Origin of the sequence: Halobellus sp. Atlit-38R (assembly GCF_003665925.1) — an archaeon.
In the GTDB taxonomy this organism is placed as follows: Archaea; Halobacteriota; Halobacteria; order Halobacteriales; family Haloferacaceae; genus Haloquadratum; species Haloquadratum inordinatus.
On sequence record NZ_QXIJ01000014.1, the window covers coordinates 46956 to 66926 of the forward strand.

Sequence of the window (19971 nt, forward strand, 5' to 3'; positions counted from 1 at the left end):
CACACTGTGAGCGGCTCGTATGTCGCTCCTAGAACGAGGTGTTAGTCTTCCGAACTGGTCGCTCTCGGCAATTCGACGACAGCGACCGTTCCCTCCGGTTCGTTGTCTTTCAGGGAGACGCTGCCGTCGTACTGTGAGACGAGTGTATCCACGAGATAGAGGCCGACGCCAGCCGCCGGATCGTCCAGACCAGCCTCGGTCCGCCCGAAGACGGCGTCTTTCTGCCCATCCGGAATCCCGGGTCCGTTGTCGGCGACCCGGACGACGACCGTCTCCGATCGAACGTCGCCGTCGATGCTCACGCGCGCCGTCTCCTTGTCGTTGTGTTGGACGGCGTTGTTCAACAGATTTCGGAAGACGGACGTGAGCAGTTCGTTGGCTCTCACTTCGGCCTCGGGTATCTCGGCGGCGTCGAGTTCGGCGTCCACGTACGCCGTCGTCCAGCTTTCGAGGACCTGCTCGACGACCCGTTCGACGTTCACGGCCTCCAGCGTCGGATCTGCATCGTCTTCGAGCGTCTCGACGAAGTCGCGGACGGTCTTCGTGAGATCGATGACGTGTTGGTCGTGTTTGCGGATCCGGTCGACGATGTCGTGACCCTCTTCGTCGAGGTGCTCTTTCAGCATCTCACTCCAGCCGAGCGAGACGGACATATCGTTGCGGATGTCGTGTCGAACGATCCGGTTGAGAACCAACAGCTGTTCGTTTCGCATCTCGAGTTCTTTCTCGTACGACTTTCGCTCCGTGATGTCTCGGGAGGTGACGACGATACCGCCGATTACCGGATCGTCGAGGAGGTTCGTTCCGACCGATTCGAGACACCGCCAGGACCCCGAGGCGTGTTTGAACCGCAGTTCTATCGACCGGGTCGCCCCGCCGCTTTCGACGTCGGCCGAGAACCGCTCGATCGCGCGTTGGCGGTCTTCGGGATGCACGTACTCGAAGATAGGCTCGCCGACGAGGTCCTCCGGTGAGTATCCAAGCACCCGTTCGATCGCCGGACTCTCGTACAGTACCGTCCCGTCCGCAGCGACGAGTGTGACGATGTCCTGGGAGTTCTCGATGAACGCCTCGTAGCGCTCCAGTTCGCGTTCACGCTCTTTTCGCTCGGTGATGTCGACCGCGACACCGATGACACGCTCGACAGCCCCCGATTCGTCGAGGACGGGCCGATACAGCGTGTCGAACGTCGCGTCGTTGACAGTCACTTCGTCTCGGACACGGGCACCGTCGAGTGCGCGAGTGACGTTTTCGAGTATCGCCGGCGAGTCCCCGTAGACATCGAAGATCGACTCGCCGACCACCTCGTCTGCTGTCAGTCGGAGCTCGTCCAATCCTCTGCCCTGCGAGCACGTGAACACGCCGTCTGTATCGAGCGCGAAGAGGACGAGCGGTGCGTTCTCGAGCATCACCGAGAGCCGGTCCCGTTGCTGTCGCAGTTGCGCTTCGTACTCCTGCCGCTCGGTGACGTCCCGTCCCACGCCAGCGACCAGTCGCGTCCCCGCCTCGGTCGTCAGCGGAACCACGGAGAACTCGTATGGGACGTAGTCACCGCCCTCAGTTCTGAGATCCGCTTCGACGGTGGTGCGGTCGTCCGCCTCCAGTGCAGTCGAGATTGCGTCCGCAACGCGCGTTCGATCTCGCTCCCCGAAGAGATCCGTCGCCGAACTCGATTCGAGTTTGGCTTCCTCGAAGCCACTCACCGCGGCGAGCGCGTCGTTCCAGTAGACGAGGTCGCCATCGGGCGTGCACACGCAGAAGGCATCGTCGAGAGCGTCGAGAGCGGCCGGAAAAAGAGAGAACTCTGCACTACGAGCATCGGCGCCTGTCATCTGTGCGTCCAGTGGGATTTCGACGAGGATGCGTGCCGGTTCATTGCATTCGCGTATCGAATACCTAGCGTTGCTGGTTCAAAGACACTGTGGTCCGAAACGTGCAGACGAGGATCGAGGCGGCTGTCCCATATGCTGATACTGTCGGGCAGACGTTCGTGAACTCTGTTGGCACCCACAGGGTGCCGATACGCTTCACACAGTTCTGTCCGACAGTATGAGGCGGCCGCTGCGATCGGCGGTCGAGCCTGCGAGAAGCCCGAAAAACGAACGGCTATGTGGTTATGTCTCCGGATTCGCCGGGAGCTTCGTCGGTCGTGCGGCGTTCGGACGTCGTAGTCCCCCCGGCGACAGCGGGGCGGTCGGCCGCTGGTGTTACCGTCACCTCGCGCTTGGGATATGGGATCTCTATGCCGGCGTCGTTCAGCGCCTTGTAGAGCGACCGGTTGAGTTCGTGTTGGGCACGTCGTCGCCGCGTCGGGCCGTTGACCCAGCAGAGCAGTTCGTACTGGAGCGCGGAGTCGCCGAACGATCGAAAGCGGGCGCGGGGCTTCGGCGAGTCGAGGACGAGTGATTCAGCGGCAGCAACGTCGACGGCGAGCTCCTCGAAGGCGTCGATGTCGGTTCCGTAGGCGACGCCGATCGGAACCCGGACGCGACGGCGGCGCTGGGGCGCCGATTCGTTCGTCACTTTCGCGGCGTTGAGCGTGGCGTTGGGCACCGTGACCATCACTTCGTCGCGGGTGAGAAGCGTCGTCGAGCGCACGCCGACCTTGACGACCGTCCCCGCGGTGCCGTCGTCGAGGACGATGAAATCCCCGATCTTGTAGGTGTCGTCGAAGTACAGCGCGATGCCGCCGAAGAAGTTCGCGACGGTGTCTTTCGCGGCGAACCCGACGGCGATACCGGCGACGCCCGCCGCGCCCAGCAGCGGCGTGATCTCGATCCCCCAGAGCCAAAGCAGCGTGCCGGCGCTCCCCAGCAAGACTGACAGCGTCCAGACGTTCGAGAAGACGGGGGCGAAGTCGAACCGGCCGCCCTCCTCGTTGACGGCGGCGACGAGTCGGTTCACCACTTCGTTGGCGGCGTACGCCCAGACGAGAACGATGACCGAAAGCGAAGGCTTTCCGAAGGCCACGTCGAGCGTCTGGGCATCCAGGAGTACCGACGAACGCACCGCGGGGACCTGCGTGAGTACGTACACGCCCACGAGCGCCGCGGTGATGACCAGCGGGGCCCGAAGCGAGGAGATGACGATGTTGTCGTACTCGGTGCTGGTGTTCGAGACGTAGCGCCTGGCGACGCGGAGGATGACGAACTCCATAACGGTGGCGCTCGCGAACGAGAGGACGAGCACGAGGGCCGTCGCTTCGATCGCAGAGAGCCCCTCGAACAGTTTCACGAGCGGCGAAAGCATACGGAACCGACGCGACGGGGTAGGATAACCATTTCTGCGCTGTACATCGGACGCCCTCCGCCGCTGGAGAGGTGGGTACCACGGTGACGCCCTCGACGTCACGCACAGATATGTCACAGGAGACCCAACATTCCGACGCGAAGATGACGAGAGCAGTCCACGTCGCTGCCACGTTCGTCCTCGTCGTCCTCCTCTCCGGATGTGCGAGCGACTATCAGGCCTCCTCCCCGCCGGCCGGCGAGTTAGACGTCCAGTTCGACAACCAACAGAACCGGGCGTCCGACCTCCAGGTCGTCGTCACCAACGCGACGGGCGGGACCGTCATCGACCGGACGAAGACCATCGACAGCGGGACTTCCGGCCGATCGAGATATCCGGTCGGTACCGAAGGTGAGTACGCCGTGACCGTCCGGGGGCGCGACCGATTCGAGACGACAGTGCAGTGGAACACCGAGGAGTGTGAGACGCTCCAGATCCACGTGCGGATGACCCCCGACGGCGTGAACGCGGCGAGTCGTTGTGCGGAGAGCTGAGTCGCCCGTCAGGGCCGTGAGAATCGCTCCCGCGACGAAGCAGTGCGCCCGTCGGCAGGATCAAACGGCAGTGTGGACCAGGCTGTCGACGTGCCCCTGTACCGACACACAACTTATCTCAATTATTTCTTGTACTTTCGGATGTCACTTCGTAAAACAAGTAATTATTTCCCGTAGGTCGGTGATGCTCAAACGGGCACACGGAGTGCCCGCCGCAATTCGGTACCCCCCATACCGGGTCGGGTGGCTGTGGACAGCCTTCGCATCACCTCCTACAGTGCCAAACTGTCCACCACAGCCCCCGACTGCTACCGACGAAGTGTCCGGCCGTTCTCCGTCGAGAGATCACCGGCGAGCGACGGCTGCGGGCCGAAAGCACCAGTCGGAAAGCGAGCGCGCCCGGTGTTCGCAGTGGAGGGAGTCGGGGCGCGCTCAGGCGGTGTGAGGCCCCCGGCCGTGCTGGCGGCCGGCCTGTTGACACACTCGATAGGCGGATCGAACAGAGTACCGAGAACTATCTCACCGTGGTGGTTTCAGCGATCGTCAGCACGCTACGCCGACGATTTTCGAGGAAGCGAGCAGGGAGCGTGCGATAGTCGCGTTTTGACGGCTTCCCACTCGGTCACACACCGTCGGGTGGCCGGCTGAGAAACCAGGGCTACACGCGATCCTCGGTTAGTAGCCGAGCTGGTCACGGACGAGCACGACCGTCGTGCGTCCGTCTTCGAGTTCCTGTCGGAAGATCAGTTGCTTTGCGATCGCGGACTCGACGCCGTAGGCCTCCTTGGCGCGTTCGTTTTCGAGCGGGTACGCGACGGATTCGAGCCGGTCGAGGGCGTCTTCGAGCGTGGGGACGATCTTGTTCACGCCGCTGACGATGACGACGTTGCTCGCGGCGAAGGGGTACGCGCCGATTCGACTGCCCGAGCGATCCGCGGCGACGAGTTCGCCCGTCCGCGAGATGGCGTTGATACCGCCGAGGAAGTAATCGGCCGTCTGGGACTCGCGGCGAGCGGCCTGTCGCTCGGCGTCGTCGTCGATGCTCCAGATTTCGTCCGGGAGGCTCTCCCACTCGTGGTCGCCCTCGGTCAGGTACTCGGCGAAGCCGACCTCTTCGAGCGTCGTCGAGTGACCGTTCATCACGGACGCGCCCGCCGGTATGTGAGACTGGAGCGTTTCGAGCGCCTCGTCGGCGGAGTCGACGACGACGACGTCGAACCCGTTGGCTTCGAGGTTTTCGACCGTCTCCTCGATCGTCTCCTCGTTGGCCTGCTCGTCGAGTGTTGCGTCGATGTCTGCGTCGTCTACGTAGTCAGATTTCTGCTGTGACATATGGGTGATCGGTTTCGGCGATTTACCCTAGTCACGGGTGTTACTTAACGAATCGCGGACACGAGTGTTAGGTGGTTACGCTCACGTCACTTTCGTTTCATACTGTCGGACAGAACGATGTGAAAATCATCGGCACTCCGTGGGGGCCAATATGATTCACGAACTGCTGTCCGACAGCATCAGTCGTCGGACGGTGCCGTTCGACGGTTACTTCAGAAACTGGACGGAGACCAGCGCCGTCGGGATGAGAATCGGAATCGTCAGGATCGCGCCGCTGATGACGACGAACGGCGCAACGCCCTGGACGGGGTAGGTGAGTAGATCGACTGCGACCCAGTTCACCACGTTCGCCATTACAGAGTACGCCACGGCGGCAAGCAGCACGATCACGCTGAACGTTCCGGCCACGACGGTCGCGGCACCGGGCGCCGATTCGTTGCTCGTTTCTGTCTGCTCTTGTACACTCATTTCGTATTAATCACTATTGGTATTGTAATAACTGAGCACACTTAAAATGATTCGTATGCATCTGAACCCGATTCAGATAGCTACCCGACGTATTTTGAACCGCTTACTTCTGAACGGCGGTACCAAGATTGGGGTTATATAACAATATTGACCGAGTTCGCTCAACCGTTGTGCTCACTCGTAGCGGAGCGCCTCGATGGGGTCGACTTTCGAGGCCCGCCACGCCGGATAGAGTCCGGCGACGACGCCGACGCCGATCCCGACGATCACGGCGAAGGCGACCCATTCGCCCGCGATCGTGAACCCGACTTCGGCGAACCGCGTCGCGCCCCAAGCGACCACGAGACCGACGGGAACCCCGACGACGGCTCCGACAGTCCCCAGCAAGGCCGACTCCGTGAGGAACAGCTGCATCGTGTCGCGGTTGGTCGCCCCGACTGCTTTCATAATCCCGATCTCCTTGGTCCGCTCTGTGACCGACACGAGCGTGATGTTGGCGATGCCGATCGCCGCGACGACCAGCGAGATCACCGCGATCCCGGTCACGAAGCGCGTGATGCGATTGATCACTTGCTGGATCGTCTCGACGATGTCGCCGCTGGTCTGGACCTGGATTTCGGTGCCGTCAGAGAGGAGTTCCGCGGCGTCTGATTCCGTCGTCAGATACGTCTCGGTCGCCTGCTTCACCGACTCGACCGCGTTCGGGTTCGCGACGACGGTCACCTGGGGGTAAGCCCGGACGTCAGCCCCCACCGAGGGGCTCTCGACCGTCGTCGGATAGAACGGATCGACCGGCAGGTACACGCGCGGCGTCACCTCGCCGAACCCGGAGACGAAGCCCCCGCGCGTCCCCGAGGTGATGCCGACGACCGTGACGTTCCGCGTTTCACCCGTGGCTAGCGTGAGTTGGACCGTCGAGCCGACGGTGACGTTCCGTTCGAACGCCCTCGCCGCGGCCTCGTTGAGAACGGTCTCGTTGGCTCCGAGGTCGAACGCCTCGCCGCTGACGAGGCTGTCGTCAGTAAATGTCGCCGGAACCGTCGCGGTCGCTTGCCGCTGGGCGATCGTCTGGTCGCCGTACGCCATCGTCGAGACGCCGACGATCCCCTGTGGGATGACGGCCTCGACGCCCTCTTGCTCGCGGAGGGTCTCGACGTCGATCTCCGTGAACACGGGCTGACCGAAGCCGGAGACACGACCGGGCGGGCCGTCGTCCCCGCTCGCGGGCGTGACGAAGACGTTGTTCGCGTTCGTGTCTCCGATGTCGGCGATGACGGCGGCCTGCACGCTCGCGCCGAAGGTCGCGAAGACGACGACGGAAGCGATCCCGATCACCATCCCGACGACAGTCAGTCCCGAGCGCAAGCGGTGTGCCCGGATCGACCGCGCTGCGATCCGCAGCGCCTCGCGGAACTCCATCGTCAGTTCCGCCCCCGCCTCGTGTCGCGCGAATCGTCGCCGGACGCCGGCGTCGACGCCGAGTCGGGGACTTCCTCGACGTCCTCGATTCGACCGTCGCGGACGTGGACGATCCGTTCGGCGTGCTCGGCGATCCGCCGGGAGTGGCTCACCAGCATAATCGTGTTCCCGCGGTCGTGGATCTCGCCCAAGAGCCGCATAATCTCCGCGCCGGTTTCGGTGTCGACGTTCCCGGTCGGTTCGTCGGCGAGCAGGATCGACGGCTCGGGCGCGAGCGCCCGGGCGATGGCGACGCGCTGGCGCTGCCCGCCGGAGAGTTCGTTCGGCTTGTGGTCGTACCGCGCGCCGAGGCCAACGTCGTCGAGGACCGTCCGCGCCCGATCGAGCCGATCCTCCCGGTCCCAGCCGTCGAAGACGAGCGGCAGCGCGACGTTCTCGACGGCGGTGAGACGCGGCATCAGATTGAACGTCTGGAAGATGAATCCGATGTCGGTGCCCCGCTTCTCGGCGCGGCGGGACTCAGAGACTGCGCCCAGGTCGTCGTCTGCGACGCGAACGCGGCCCTCGTCCGCCGTGTCGAGTCCGCCAACGAGGTTGAGAAGCGTCGACTTGCCGGACCCGCTCGGCCCCATCACCGCGGTGTAGGAGCCGGAATCCAGCGACAGCGACACGTCGTCGAGCGCCGTCACGGTCCCGCCGAGTTGGTACCGCTTCGTCACACCCGCTAACTCCACGAGCGGCGTCGACACACGCTCGCTTGCTTCCGAGTGGGGTGGTTCGTCGGCTCCGGCGGTTCCAGCAGCCGGCGAATCGTTCGACACAGGACTCACTACGAGCGGTTGGGTTCGAACGGTGAAAAGCTCACGGCTGTCCTCGGTACAGAGGGACACCGCGTCGTCAAATCTACCAGAACAGCACATAATGGCGCCGGCCGCAGCGCATTTACAGACGAAGTCCCTATCGCTGACAATGGTGGGAACTGACGGCGAGGACAGAGGCGGCATCGGAATCGGAGTCGTCCTCGGGGTGGTCGCCCTCTTGGGCGTTGCGACGATAGCCGGGATGGCGGTCACCGACGTCGGTGCGCCTTCCGGGGCGGAGATTCTCGACGACGCGGAGCAGCGATACGAGAGCGCCGAGACCGTCGTCGGCGCGGCGACCGTAACCGCGACGAACGAGACGGCGACGCGAACGTACGAGGTCTCGTTCACCGTCGCCGAGGAGAACCGGTCTCGCGTGTCGATTTCGAGCGACAATCGGACGGTCGTTCTCGGAACGAACGGCAGCGTCGGCTGGATCCACGACGAGCGAACGGGCGTGACCCGGACCGTCTCGAATGCGTCGATGCCGGCCGACGAGGCGATGCAGGGCTCGGACGCGATGCACGGGACGGAGTATGCGCTCAACGAGAGTCAGAAGCAGGCGTGGCAGGACGCGAGCGAGCGGGCTCGTACCGTAATGTATGATTGGACCGAGGAGAACACGACCGCGACTCGGACGGGGCGTGAGACCGTGGACGGAACCGACGCCTGGGTCGTCGAAGTGACGTCCGAAAACGAGAGCCGCACGGGCACCGTCACCAACTGGATCGCCGTCGACTCCTCGAAGGTCCTCAAACAGGAACTCAGCGGCGAACACGGAACCGTGACGATCACCTATTCCGAGACGCGGTTCGACATCAGCGTCGCCGACAGCACGTTCCAGCCGCCGAGCGCGGAACTGCCGGCCGGCGCGGAGATCGACACCTTCGACGCGCTCCAGAACGCGACCGACGTGACCGTCCCCGAAGTCACCGACTCGGCGTACGAATTCAGTGAGGGCGCCGTGTTGAACTACGGCGGCGAGACGGCCGTCGCCCGCTACGTGGGTCCCGAGAACGTGACGGTCTTCGCCAGCAACACGGAGGCGCTCCCGTACGCGAGCGGTGATGCGACCGAAACTGAGATCGGTGGCGTGAGCGCGAACGTGACCGAGATGGACGGCCGAGTCGCGGTGACGTGGGAGACCGACGGCGGTACGGTCGCTCTCGTGACTGACTCCGACCGCGAGACGGCGATCGAGCTCGCGGAGTCGCTCCTCGCACAGACGCCCGCCTCCTGATCCGCGCGCGAATCGACCCCCCGGCGAGCGCAGCGTCGCTCGCCGGACTCCGCGCCCTTTATCTCGAAGCCGAGGACACGAGGTACGTATGGCATCTGGCGGACGTGAGCGGACAGCGACGTTTCGGGGACTCCTCGAACTCACCCGTCCCGGCAACGCCGTCGCCGCGGGCGTTCTCACGTTCACCGGGGCGTTCGTCGCCTCGGGGTTCGGCTCGGGACCGATCGCCGTCGTCGCTGCCGTGCTCGCGACCGTCTTCGCGACGGGCGCCGGAAACGCGATCAACGACTACTTCGATCGGGAGATCGACCGGATCAACCGTCCGGACAGACCGATCCCTCGCGGCGCGGTGTCGCCGCGCGGCGCGCTCGTCTTCAGCGTCGTGTTGTTTCTCGGTGCGGTCGTGGCTGCACTCGTCCTCCCGCTGGCGGCGATCGCGATCGCGGTCGCGAATCTCCTTGCGCTGCTCGCGTACACGGAACTGTTCAAGGGGCTTCCCGGCGTCGGCAACGTCGTCGTCGCGTACCTGACCGGCTCGACGTTCCTCTTCGGTGCCGCGGCGGTCGGTCGACTCGGCGATCCGGCGGCACTCGTGTTGTTCGCGCTCGCCGCGTTGGCGACGCTGACGCGAGAGATCGTCAAGGACGTAGAGGACATCGCAGGCGATAGAGAGGAGGGACTTCGGACGCTCCCCATCGTCGTCGGCGAACCGACGGCACTCCGAATCGGGGCCGTCGTGCTGCTCGTCGCCGTGGCGGCGAGCGCGCTCCCGTACGTGATGGGAACGTTCGGACTCGTGTATCTGCTCTTGGTCGTCCCCGCGGACGGCGTGATGCTCGCCGCGTTGCGGCAGTCCTTCGCCCGCCCGTCGATCGCCCAGCAGCGACTGAAGCGGGGTATGTTTCTCGCGACTGCGGCGTTCGTCGCCGGCCGAGTCGCTGAGACCGGTCTCGTGTTCTAAAATCTCAGCAAACTAGCTCTACCTCCTGATACTCTGGTGTACAGCGCCGGTTCATTCGGACGACGATTGCCGTACCGCACACCGGAGCAATCAAAAAGAATATTATCTGCACCCGATATGGTCTACTCGTCTAATGACTCCCGGCGAGTCGACCCATCGGACGATCAACACCTTCCTTGTAGCTAGCGGCTCGACGCCGAGGAGATCAGATGTATGACCTCGGCCCGGACCTCGATGCAGAGGTCCCCCCGGGAACGAACATCCTGGTGAGCGGTCCACCCCTCTCGGGGAAACGATCGCTCTGTCTCGACATCCTCGCGTCGGGCACGGAGAAAGGCGAGGGAGCGATCATCGTCACTACCAAGGACGGCGCCGACCGCGTGCTCAGAGACTTCGAGACGCGGATCGCCTACGAGGAGCGCCCGGTGGCCGTCGTCGACTGTGTCACGCGCCAGCAGGGCGTCGGCGACATTCGCGACGACGACCGGATCAAATACACCTCCTCGCCCGTCGATATGACCGGAATCGGGATCAAACTCTCCGAGTTCCTCCAGGCGTTCTACCAGGATCAGGGTATCCAGCAGAACCGCGTAATGCTGCACTCGCTGTCGACGCTTCTGATGTACGCGGACCTCCAGACGGTGTTCCGGTTCCTCCACGTCTTCACCGGTCGCATCCAGAGCGTCGACGGCCTGGGCGTGTTCGCCATCGACGCGAGCGCCCACGACGACCAGACGATGAACACGCTGAAGCAGTTGTTCGACGGCATCGTCACCACTCAAGAGGACGGACCGCCGTCGGTTCGGCTGGCGGGCGACTGAGTCGCCCACGACGATCACGGCAGACGTTTTATCCCGGTCGCGTCTCTCCTCCACGTATGCCTATCAGCGACGACGACAGACTGCGATCGGTACTGGCCCACGAGACGGTCGCCGTAGTCGGGTGCTCGACGACGCCCGGGAAGGCCGCCCACGACATCCCGGCGTATCTCCAGCGGCACGGGTATCACGTCGTGCCGGTCAATCCCTTCGCCGACGAGATCCTCGGCGAGACCGCCTACGACTCGCTCGCGGACGTTCCGGAGTCGATCGACGTCGACCTCGTCAACGTCTTCCGGCCGAGCGAGGAGGCCGGCGACATCGTCGACGCGGCGATCGAGCGCAGCGAGAGCGCCGGCGACGTCGACGTAGTGTGGCTCCAGCTCGACATCACCGACGACGAGGCGGGCGAGCGGGCCTGCGACGCCGGCCTCGGCTTCGTTCAGGACAAGTGTATGAAAGTCGAGCACGCACGGCTCGTCGACTGACCGCGGAGAATTGCTTCCCGCCTCTGTTCGGCGTCAGCCGCTATTTTGACGACGCAGGGCCGCTCTCGGTCGTCTCTGAGGCGGACTCGCTCTCGGCCGTCTCCGACGTCGACTCGCCTTCGTCCGTCTCCGAGACGGCCTCCTCGTCGGTCTGCTCTGCTTCAGCGATGTGTGCTTCGGCGGTGACGCTCTCGACGTCGATCCCCTCCTTCTCGGCGAGCGCGTCGAGCAGCGCGCGCATCTCCGCGGCCTCGCGTTCGAGGCGGTCGACGCGGTCGCTAGTCTCTTGGGTCGTCTCACGCATCTGGACGACCTGATCGCGGAGGTCGTTCAGGCGCGTGTAGACGTCCTCGGCCATCTCTGTCACCTTCTGGAGCTTCTTCGCCGTACCTCCGAGTCCCATACGGCCCTCTGTGCGCCCCGGCTTTGTGTGCGTTCCGGCTTCGTCTGCGGGGCGGCGTCCCGCTCGCGCCGCATCCCGAAGGGCGCCGGCGGGCTCAGAGGTCGTCGGCGTCGACGCGGCCGACGAGCCGACGCAGACCGACGTAGATCGCGACGGAGACGGCAACGGCCACCCCGACGGCGACGACTTCTGCACGCCCGGCGCTCCCGATTGCGAGCCGTGAGGCAGCGTTGACCGGCCCGTTTGGCAAGAGCGTCGTCCCGCCGAAGACGAACAGAACCCCGACGGAGTAGAGGAACTGAGCGGCCCGCCATTCGGGCGCGAGCAACGCGATCGCCGCCCCGAGCCCGCAGATCAAGAGCGCCATCGCGGCGACGAGCGCGAGGAGCGCGGGCACGTTCTGCACGCTCGTGCCGTTGAGTTCGAGGAGGCCGATCCACAGCGCGGCCTGCACCGGCGCGAGACCGGCGGCCGCGAGCAGTTTTCCGTCGACGACGTCGGAGAGCGAGACGGGTGCAACGCGGAGCAGTTCGAGCGTGCCGCGGTCAATCTCCTCGGTCAGAGAGTCGACGGCGACCGACCCGGAGATGAACACCGGCAGGAAGAGCAACAGCGGCAGCAGGATGGTGTAGGTGAAGCTAAAGTACGGGCTGGCGGTCGCTTCCGGCGGCAGTTCGAGCGGGAGCGAGTCCAGATACGCCGCCCGGTCGGTACGCTCGGCGCGTTCGAACGAGCGCACCACGTCGCGCAACTGGACGACGACGATAGTCGTCTGGACGTTCGAGTCGGGCGCGACGGCCCTGACGAACACCCGCTGATCCCGCGTCTCCGCGACGAGGACGGCGTCGATGCCGGTCGCCCGATACTCCTGGAAGGCCCGCATCGCCGTCTCCTCGGAGCGGTAGAACTGTGCGTCGACGCCGCGCACCTCCCGTGACGCGCGGATCAGATCCTCGGCGGCGTCGCCGGTGACCGCGACGTCGACCTCGTAGCCGTCGACCTGGCCCGGATCGTACAGCGAGACGAGCCCCACGACGAGGAACGAGGAGAACGCCGCGATGAACAACTGGAGCGCGAGCGCGAGCACGATCGTCTTCTCCTTTCGGAGGCTCCCCAGTTCGCGGCGCGCGATCGTCAGCCGCGGGTCGGTGGGATCACCCAAGGCGGCTCACCACCGTGAGATTGTAGGCCGTGTGAACGAGCACGCTGCCGACGAAGGCGGCCGCATACCAGCGGACGTCCCGCCGTGCGCCGAGCGCGGTCAGCCCCGCGGTGACGACGTGGAGCACGAGCGGCGCGAACAGCAGCCCAGCCGCCGAGAACACGCCGATGCCCGAGGGCGCGAACGCGGCCTGCCCGAGCGCCAGCTCGGGGAGCCCGACCACCTGCGCGACCGCGGTGAACTTCTCGCCGACGAAGAACCCGAGGCCGGAGAGCGCGCCGAGGACGAGCGCGACGCGTCGCGTCCGCGGGAACGTGCCGCTCTCGAAGACCGCGTAGACGTGCAGGCTCTTTGCGAGTTCCTCGACGAGTGCGACGACCACGAGGAGGAGGGGCACAGTGAGCGAGACCGGTAGGGCGAAAAGCACCGCGATCGCGAGCAGTTCCGCGACGAAGACGAACGGAATCGACAGCCCCGAGAGGACGGCGACGCCCCGCGGGCGCGACACCTGCGCGTCGAGCGCGTCGAGGAACTTCAGCGGGACGGGCCGCTGGGTGAACAGGTCCTCTTCCCTGTAGATGCCGACGCCGAGCAGGAACAACACGCCGGCGCAGAGGACGAACGGTCCCGTCGCGAAGAGGAACGCCCCCGGCGTCACCGACGCCAGCGGTTGCAGGTCCCGAACGACGACCGTGAGCGGCGAGATCAGCGCGATCGGCGTGACGTTCGCGAAGATGGCTGGGACGAAGGTATAGGCCGTCAGGAAGACCGAGACCGTGACCGTGACGAACGTGAGTTCCTTGAACGAACGCGCGAACATCGCGCCGGCGAACGTCGCCGCGAGGAACACCAACGCGATGGGTATCACGGCCGCGACGGCGACGACGCTCCCGCCGACGCCGAGCGCGACGAGTGCCGTCAGCGCGACCATCGCGGCGAGGTACGGGAGGGTCTTGCCCGCGACAATGTCGCCAGGCGCGATGGGAGCGACCAGCAGGAGTTCGCCGCGGCGGTTGATCCGCTCGTTGAGCATCGTGCTCCCGTAGGCCTGCACCACGAAGTTCATCGGGACCAGAAAGGCGAACGCCAGGACGAGCGAGCCGAAGGGGAAGGGGGGTTGGATCTCCGCCGGCGACCCGGAGCCCCCGCCGCCGAGCGGATTGATTCCACTCAGCGCGGGGACGCCGAGCGGACCGCCTGCTCCGGGCGACGCGGCAGCCTCACCGTCGTCTGTGGTACCGCCCGAGCCGGTCTCTGCGCCGTCGGTCGCCTCGCCCGCACCGCCGCCGGCTCCGCTTCCGCCCCCACTTCCGGAGCCCCCATTGTCGTCAGCGACAGCGGCGTCCGGGATCCCCGCCGAGCGGGAGACGTACTGGAGGACGACGACGACCGGAAACGCCGCCGAGCCGTTCTCCTGAGAGCGCATCAGGCCGACGTTGTACGCGCGGACTGCAGACCGAAGTTCCGAAAGCGCGGCGCGTCCCTTCGGCGTGTCGGCGGCGCGGAATTGTCCCTCTCGCACGAGGACGTCGACGTCGCCGTCTCGGAGCGCGTCCGGGTCCGGTGGGCGCGCGTCGAGTGCGACGCTCCGCTCGACGGGCTCTCGATACGGGCTGTCTTGGTCGACGCCGACACGGTAGATGTCGCGGTCGAGGGCGACCCCACCGGCGAACGCGCCCGCCCCGAGGATCGTTCCCGCGAGTACGAGCGCGAGCACGCCGAGCACCGCCGTTCGGCGGTCGACGATCCCCGCCGAGCGTTCGACCTCCCAGCGGGCGATCCGGACGACCGCCGCGACGCGTTCGCGCAGCGAGCGCGTCACTGCCGGCGACCCCCGTCGGGGTCGGTCTGGGTGGCGTCGGCGTCGTCGCCAGTGGACGGTCTCCCGTCGCTCTCTGTCCGCGCTCCCGGGCCGCTCGCTTTCGGCTCTCGGCCCTGTCCCCGAGCCGCGGCCGGCGGAGTCTCGCGAGCCAGGTCGAGGAAGATGTCTTCGAGGCTCTGCTCTCGCGTGCGGATGTCGACGACTTCGCCTCCGGCCGCGGTGGCTCGCTCCCGGACCGCCTCGACGGCGTCCATATCGGGGACGACGGTGCGGTAGCGCTCCGTCCCCGACTCCGATCGGCGATCGGGCGTTGCGCCGTCGACCGAGACGGTAGTGAACACGTGGTAGTCGGTGCTCCCGTGGGCCGCGCGAATTTCGGGGACCGTCCCGCGGGCGATGATCTCCCCCCGGTTCATAATCACGACCCGGTCGCAGACGCTCTCGACGTGATAGAGGTTGTGCGCGCTGAAGAGGACGGTCTTGCCCTGGTCGGCGAGTTCACGAGTGAACTCCAGCACGTAGTTCGTCGTCAGCGGGTCCAGCCCCGAGGCGGGCTCGTCGTAGATGAGGAGGTCGGGGTCGTTGACCAGCGAGCGGGCGATCGCGACCTTCCGCTTCATCCCCTTCGACATATCGCCTAAGCGCCGTTCACGGTGTTCGAGTTCGAGGCGGTCGAGCGTCGATTCGGTTCGCTCCGTCGCCGCCTCGCGCGGGACGTCGTAGAGGTCGGCGAAGAACTGCAGATACGACCGCGGCGTCATATCCTCGTACAGCGGTGATTCCTCCGGGAGGAAGCCGAGGTTCCGGCGCATCTCCGGGTCGCCGGCGTCGCGACCGGCGACCTGGGCAGTCCCACTCGTGGGCTCGACGAGCCCGGCGAGCATCTTCAGCGTCGTCGTCTTGCCCGCGCCGTTCGGGCCGACGACGCCGAATATTTCCCCCGTCTCGACCTCGAAGTCGCTGCCGACGACGGCGGGAAAGTCACCGTACGTCTTCCGCAGCCCTTCGACCCGTATCATCGCCATTGTCGAGCGCCACGACGGCCCCCGAAATAAAACCCGTCGGCGAGTGGTCCATTCGACCGCATCACTGCGGGGAAGCAGGCGGGATCACGGGACCCACACCATACCGAGTGTGTTGGTGTGATGACGGAAATACTCAAGTTGCCGACTGCGGAGATACTACTCGACGGAGGCAAGTGTGAACGAGGATGGGGAGTCCGAAGGGGGGGAGCGAGAACCGATCGGCAGCGACGCCGCCGAACCGGACGCGACCGACGAGGCTCCTGGTGTGTTCAGCGGGACGATCGGTCCCGACGGGCTCGATCGTGAGGCGGGCGAGAACAGTGCAGCGGGCGAGGGTGGAGACGAGGGAGAAGACGACGGCGGCCTGGACATTCCGCTCCCGTGGAACACCATTCCGAGCGACGACGATGCGGACGAGACAGACGACGACGCAGATTCGACCGGTGAATCGACCGCCGAGGACGAAGGCGGCGGTGAGAGACGCGAGACAGCGGCCGATCCCGACTGCTTCGAGGATCTGCACTTCGTCGGGCCGAAGACCGCGGCTCTGCTCCGGGACTCGGAGATTTCGCTCACGGACTTTCTCGAGAAGCGCATCGCCTACCGCGACCTGACGACGGCGGGCGTCAACCCGGGCGTCGCCGCCAAGATTCGCCGGGAGCACTCGCTCTCGTGGTCGCTCGACGGCGGCGGCACCGACCTCGACCGGCGCTCCTCACAGGTCCGCGGTCTCGACGACGACGAACGCGCCTGGATCGCCGCCTCCTCGGGGTGGTCCGAAGACGAAGCCGAGACCGACGGTTCCGGCGACGGAACAGCGGGCGAAGCGGCCTGGCGGGAACAGACGGCGAGCGGCGACGGCACCGTAGGTCGGACGACTGACCGCGGCGTCGACGACGGTTCTTCTGCGACGGACGGCGAAGCGGCGTGGCGGGCCGGCGGAAGCGACGACCTGCTGGAACCGGAGGACGGAGGCTCCGAAACGGGTAGCAACGAGAGGACAACCGCAACGCGAGATGCGGAATCGGCCTGGCGGCAGCAGAGCGCACCGACGCCGCTAACTGCAGTCGACGGTCTCGACGAGGAGGCGGCAGCGACCCTCCATCGGGCAGGCATCGGCTCGGTTCGCCGACTCACGACCGCCGATATCGAAAGCGTCGCTGATGCGCTCGACGTCGACCGCGAACGGGTAGCGTCCTGGTATCGCCTCGCGCGCGAACACGAGTCCTGAGGAGTGCTCTAGAGGAGCCGTCGTCGACGAGTTATTTACTCGACGAGTAAATATGGAGTGTATTTCTATATCGCCGTCACGGACGTTCTGTGGGCTCGTCACAGACGCTTTCGAGCTAGCTAGGCGCAACTGCAGTAACAAAGATTTTATGGCTTTTGTAACCGCACACTGAACTACCGATTCCGCTGTCCCCGGAATGAGTGATCCGATGGCTACGAGAGACAATCCTGCGCCGACCGAACCCGAATCGACCAGCGCCACCATCGACGCCGTCCTCGACGTCGTCGCGCGCTCTGCACCGGACGTCCGCAGCGGCCTCCCCGGCCGCCGCGTCGCCATCGAGGGCGAGAATCCCTCCGGAGAGTCCCAAAAGGCGGCCGACGTGTACGCCGACGAACTCTTCCTCGATCGGATCGGATCGATCTCTAACGTCGGCGTGTACGCCAGCGAGGAGCGCGCCGAGGGCATCGACGTCGGCAGCGGCCTCTCCGTCTGCGTCGACCCGCTCGACGGCTCGTCGAACCTCGAACCCAACGCCGCGATGGGGACGATCGTCGCGATCTACGACGGACCCCTGCCGGCGAGCGGCGACGACATCGTCGCCGCCGCGTACGTGCTCTACGGTGCGACCACGACGATGATCGTCGCCCGCGATGACAGCGTCACCGAGTACGTCATCCACCAGGACGGCGAGTACGAGGTCGCTCGCGAGGACGTGACGCTCCCGGATGATCCGACGGTCTACGGATTCGGCGGGCGCGTCCCCCACTGGGTCGAGGCGTTCCAGTCGTTCGTCGACGACATCGAGTCGGACCCGTCGATGAAACTCCGTTACGGCGGTGCGATGATCGGCGACGTGAATCAGGTGCTCACCTACGGCGGGATCTTCGGCTACCCGACGCTGACGAACGCCCCAGAGGGCAAACTACGGGTCCAGTTCGAGGGCTATCCGGTCGGTTACATCGTCGAAACCGCCGGCGGTGCGACCTCCGACGGTCACCAGTCGCTGCTCGACGTCGAGAAGGACGACCTCCACGCCCGGACGCCGGTCTACGTCGGCAACGAGGAACTGATCGACGATCTCGAATCCGCCTTTGCGGACGACGAGTAACTCGTTCTAGATAGATACTCCTAACGACACTTCGGTATTCTTTATTCCTTCCTTAGTGCATTAGAACGCTTTGAGCTCCATCTTTGGGGCCTTTGTAGTTTATCCCCGCATTTAGTATAACAAAATATAATATAATAGATAAGTGGTAAGTTACGCGAGTATGTGCGCTGTCTCGTAGTGCGTCCGGAACGCGAACCAGAGCCCGTGGCGGCCGGGGATACGGGCGCGCGTCTCGCCGTCGTCGGATCGGAGCTCGTTTCGCGTCAGTTCCCAGCGGGTCCCGTCCGCACCGACGAGGGCGACGCCATCTCCACCTTCGACGCGTTCGACCGACGTCGACGGCGCTTCGTAGACGGCGATGTCGTCAGTCGCATCCAAGAGGGCGACCACGTCGCGACCGGCGACCGCGGCTTCCAGGACGCCCCCGTCACGCAGGTCGTCGATCGGGACGACCCACACCTCGTCGGGGTCGTCGCCGGTGATTCCGTAGACTGACGCCTTTTCGGGAAGTGGCCCGTCTTCGCGACGCACGCCGGGTTGGACGATCTCCTCGCGGTTCCAGTAGTGCTCGAAGAAGTCGATGTTGCCGTCGTAGTGCGAGTAGTCGTAGCCGTAGCCCGTCTCGATGTCGAGCGCGAGCGTGTCGGGGTACTGCTCTTTCCAATCGCCCCACTCGGTCTGTGTAACTGCGAACTGATCCAGGAAGCGATCGGGGTCCTCGGCGAGCATCTCGCCGCCGATCGGCGTGCCGGCGTGCTGGTCCCACAGCGTCTCGGTCTCCTCGTCGTACATCACCTTGTTACCGGATGCCAGCATCCCAGTGCTGCCGAACGTTCGGACTTGTTCCTCGCCGTCGATCTCGACCCGTCGGTCGTAGAGGATCGGCGCGTTGCAGAGCGTGCAGTACGTGAGGCTCACCGGCACGCCGTCGAGTTCGGCGTTCAGCAGTTCGTGCGGGAACAGCACCCAGCGCGGCACTGCATACTGTGTCCCCTCGATCTCGAAGCCGAAAACCACGTGGTCGTCGTCGAGATAGCGTTCGGGAGCGTCGTTCTGCCAATCTGTGCTGTCGCCGCTCGCGCCGGTCTCCACCGCGTCGCCGGGGACGAACGACGGGGCGTTCAGCGCGGCGAGGAACGAGCGATCGCAGTTACCCCAGCGGATTCCCTGGAGATCGAATTCACGCGGCTCACAATCGAGGAGACCGCCGACCGGCGGGAGATACGACCGATAGAGTCGGAGTTTCCACTCGTCGAACCCCGCCAGCGGGTCGATCTCCTGCTGGGAGTACCACGACTCCCACTCGACCCACGCGTGCTCGGAGTCGAAATTCGGTTCGGCGAGCGTCGCGAGGGCGTCGCGAACGCCCGGCCACCGAACTTCGGGGAGTTCGAGGTAGCGCGGTGGATCCCGATCGCGCAGTACCGCGGGAAAGCCGAACCGCCCCCAGTTGTTCGCGATACCGTCGATCACGAGTACTTCGAGGAGGTGCGGGACGACTCGCTCGTCGCCCTCCTCGGCGAGCGCGTCGATGGCAGCAGCGTGTGCGTCGGCGTCGCGATCGAGTAACTGATCGACCAGTTCTTGCAGTCGCTCGGTCGAAGGTTCCTCCGATTGTGTCACGGTACCACACTGAATATCGCTGGCGTGTGAAAACAGTATCTATGGCGGTTATCCGTGATAGAGACAGTCACGAGAAACGTTCACGGTGTGCCGACAACGGCGGGTATAAGTGATAGTTACCCTCAGTAGTACGCATATGTCTGACCGCGACAGCGATGCCGTTCCCGACGGCGGTGTAGCCACCGCCGACCCGGCGAGAGACGCCCGTTCGAACTACCAGTACGTC

The 19971-nt window shown here is 65.2% G+C and carries 18 protein-coding genes; 7 read left to right on the forward strand and 11 right to left on the reverse strand.

Annotated features, from left to right (window positions below; all coding sequences use genetic code 11):
* Window positions 1-41: 41 nt before the first annotated feature.
* Together D3D02_RS15355 and D3D02_RS15360 are read right to left on the reverse strand one after the other, a co-directional pair.
* A complete protein-coding gene (locus tag D3D02_RS15355) occupies window positions 42-1832 on the reverse strand; it encodes a PAS domain S-box protein (protein ID WP_121570873.1) in 1791 nt (596 codons plus the stop codon).
* Window positions 1833-2106: 274 nt separating this feature from the next.
* Window positions 2107-3249, reverse strand: a complete 1143-nt coding sequence (locus D3D02_RS15360; RefSeq protein ID WP_121570874.1) for a mechanosensitive ion channel family protein — start codon at window positions 3247-3249, stop codon at window positions 2107-2109.
* Window positions 3250-3359: 110 nt separating this feature from the next.
* Here D3D02_RS15360 and D3D02_RS15365 point away from each other — a divergent pair, with 110 nt between their 5' ends.
* Window positions 3360-3782, forward strand: coding sequence for a phospholipase domain-containing protein (locus tag D3D02_RS15365; RefSeq protein WP_121570875.1), 423 nt, complete (start codon window positions 3360-3362; stop codon window positions 3780-3782).
* A gap of 675 nt (window positions 3783-4457) precedes the next feature.
* Here D3D02_RS15365 and D3D02_RS15370 read toward each other — a convergent pair.
* The 4 genes from D3D02_RS15370 to D3D02_RS15385 form a co-directional block, all read right to left on the reverse strand.
* Window positions 4458-5114 (reverse strand): lactate utilization protein, encoded by a 657-nt coding sequence (locus D3D02_RS15370; protein ID WP_121570876.1) that lies wholly within the window; start codon window positions 5112-5114, stop codon window positions 4458-4460.
* Between the two features lie 207 nt (window positions 5115-5321).
* Window positions 5322-5582: a hypothetical protein gene (locus tag D3D02_RS15375; RefSeq protein WP_121570877.1), complete on the reverse strand. Its 261-nt coding sequence runs from the start codon at window positions 5580-5582 to the stop codon at window positions 5322-5324.
* A 174-nt stretch (window positions 5583-5756) separates the two neighbouring features.
* The gene (locus tag D3D02_RS15380; protein WP_121570878.1) at window positions 5757-7001 is read right to left on the reverse strand and encodes an ABC transporter permease; all 1245 of its coding nucleotides are present in this window, start codon (window positions 6999-7001) and stop codon (window positions 5757-5759) included.
* Between the two features lie 2 nt (window positions 7002-7003).
* The gene (locus tag D3D02_RS15385; protein WP_394337733.1) at window positions 7004-7750 is read right to left on the reverse strand and encodes an ABC transporter ATP-binding protein; all 747 of its coding nucleotides are present in this window, start codon (window positions 7748-7750) and stop codon (window positions 7004-7006) included.
* Window positions 7751-7970: 220 nt separating this feature from the next.
* Here D3D02_RS15385 and D3D02_RS15390 point away from each other — a divergent pair, with 220 nt between their 5' ends.
* The 4 genes from D3D02_RS15390 (at window position 7971) to D3D02_RS15405 (ending at window position 11368) form a co-directional block, all read left to right on the forward strand.
* Window positions 7971-9101, forward strand: coding sequence for a hypothetical protein (locus D3D02_RS15390; protein WP_121570880.1), 1131 nt, complete (start codon window positions 7971-7973; stop codon window positions 9099-9101).
* A gap of 88 nt (window positions 9102-9189) precedes the next feature.
* Window positions 9190-10062, forward strand: a complete 873-nt coding sequence (locus D3D02_RS15395) for a geranylgeranylglycerol-phosphate geranylgeranyltransferase (protein WP_121570881.1) — start codon at window positions 9190-9192, stop codon at window positions 10060-10062.
* 209 nt (window positions 10063-10271) lie between these two features.
* Window positions 10272-10883, forward strand: coding sequence for a recombinase RecA (locus D3D02_RS15400; protein ID WP_121570882.1), 612 nt, complete (start codon window positions 10272-10274; stop codon window positions 10881-10883).
* Window positions 10884-10939: 56 nt separating this feature from the next.
* Window positions 10940-11368, forward strand: coding sequence for a CoA-binding protein (locus D3D02_RS15405; RefSeq protein ID WP_121570883.1), 429 nt, complete (start codon window positions 10940-10942; stop codon window positions 11366-11368).
* A 40-nt stretch (window positions 11369-11408) separates the two neighbouring features.
* On the opposite strand, the gene D3D02_RS15410 is transcribed toward D3D02_RS15405, so the two are convergent.
* The 4 genes from D3D02_RS15410 to D3D02_RS15425 all read right to left on the reverse strand — a co-directional run bounded on the left by D3D02_RS15410 (window position 11409) and on the right by D3D02_RS15425 (window position 15774).
* Complete coding sequence (locus D3D02_RS15410) at window positions 11409-11771, reverse strand: DUF5798 family protein (RefSeq protein ID WP_121570884.1); 363 nt, start codon at window positions 11769-11771, stop codon at window positions 11409-11411.
* 94 nt (window positions 11772-11865) lie between these two features.
* Entirely contained in the window at window positions 11866-12933 is a 1068-nt protein-coding gene (locus tag D3D02_RS15415) for an ABC transporter permease (RefSeq protein WP_121570885.1), read from the reverse strand.
* On the reverse strand, window positions 12926-14755 hold the full coding sequence (locus D3D02_RS15420; RefSeq protein WP_121570886.1) for an ABC transporter permease: 1830 nt from the start codon (window positions 14753-14755) through the stop codon (window positions 12926-12928). The genes D3D02_RS15415 and D3D02_RS15420 overlap by 8 nt, the downstream gene beginning before the upstream one ends.
* Window positions 14752-15774, reverse strand: a complete 1023-nt coding sequence (locus tag D3D02_RS15425) for an ABC transporter ATP-binding protein (protein ID WP_121570892.1) — start codon at window positions 15772-15774, stop codon at window positions 14752-14754. Before D3D02_RS15425 ends, D3D02_RS15420 begins: the two co-directional genes overlap by 4 nt.
* Window positions 15775-15955: 181 nt before the next feature.
* Between D3D02_RS15425 and D3D02_RS15430 the strand changes: the two genes are divergently transcribed.
* Both D3D02_RS15430 and D3D02_RS15435 read left to right on the forward strand, forming a co-directional pair.
* Window positions 15956-17011 (forward strand): helix-hairpin-helix domain-containing protein, encoded by a 1056-nt coding sequence (locus D3D02_RS15430; RefSeq protein WP_199723119.1) that lies wholly within the window; start codon window positions 15956-15958, stop codon window positions 17009-17011.
* A gap of 208 nt (window positions 17012-17219) precedes the next feature.
* Complete coding sequence (locus D3D02_RS15435) at window positions 17220-18122, forward strand: class 1 fructose-bisphosphatase (protein WP_121570887.1); 903 nt, start codon at window positions 17220-17222, stop codon at window positions 18120-18122.
* Between the two features lie 150 nt (window positions 18123-18272).
* Here the strand turns inward: D3D02_RS15435 and D3D02_RS15440 are convergent, their stop codons facing one another.
* Window positions 18273-19745, reverse strand: coding sequence for a DUF3179 domain-containing (seleno)protein (locus D3D02_RS15440; protein WP_158599385.1), 1473 nt, complete (start codon window positions 19743-19745; stop codon window positions 18273-18275).
* Window positions 19746-19971 lie beyond the last annotated feature (226 nt).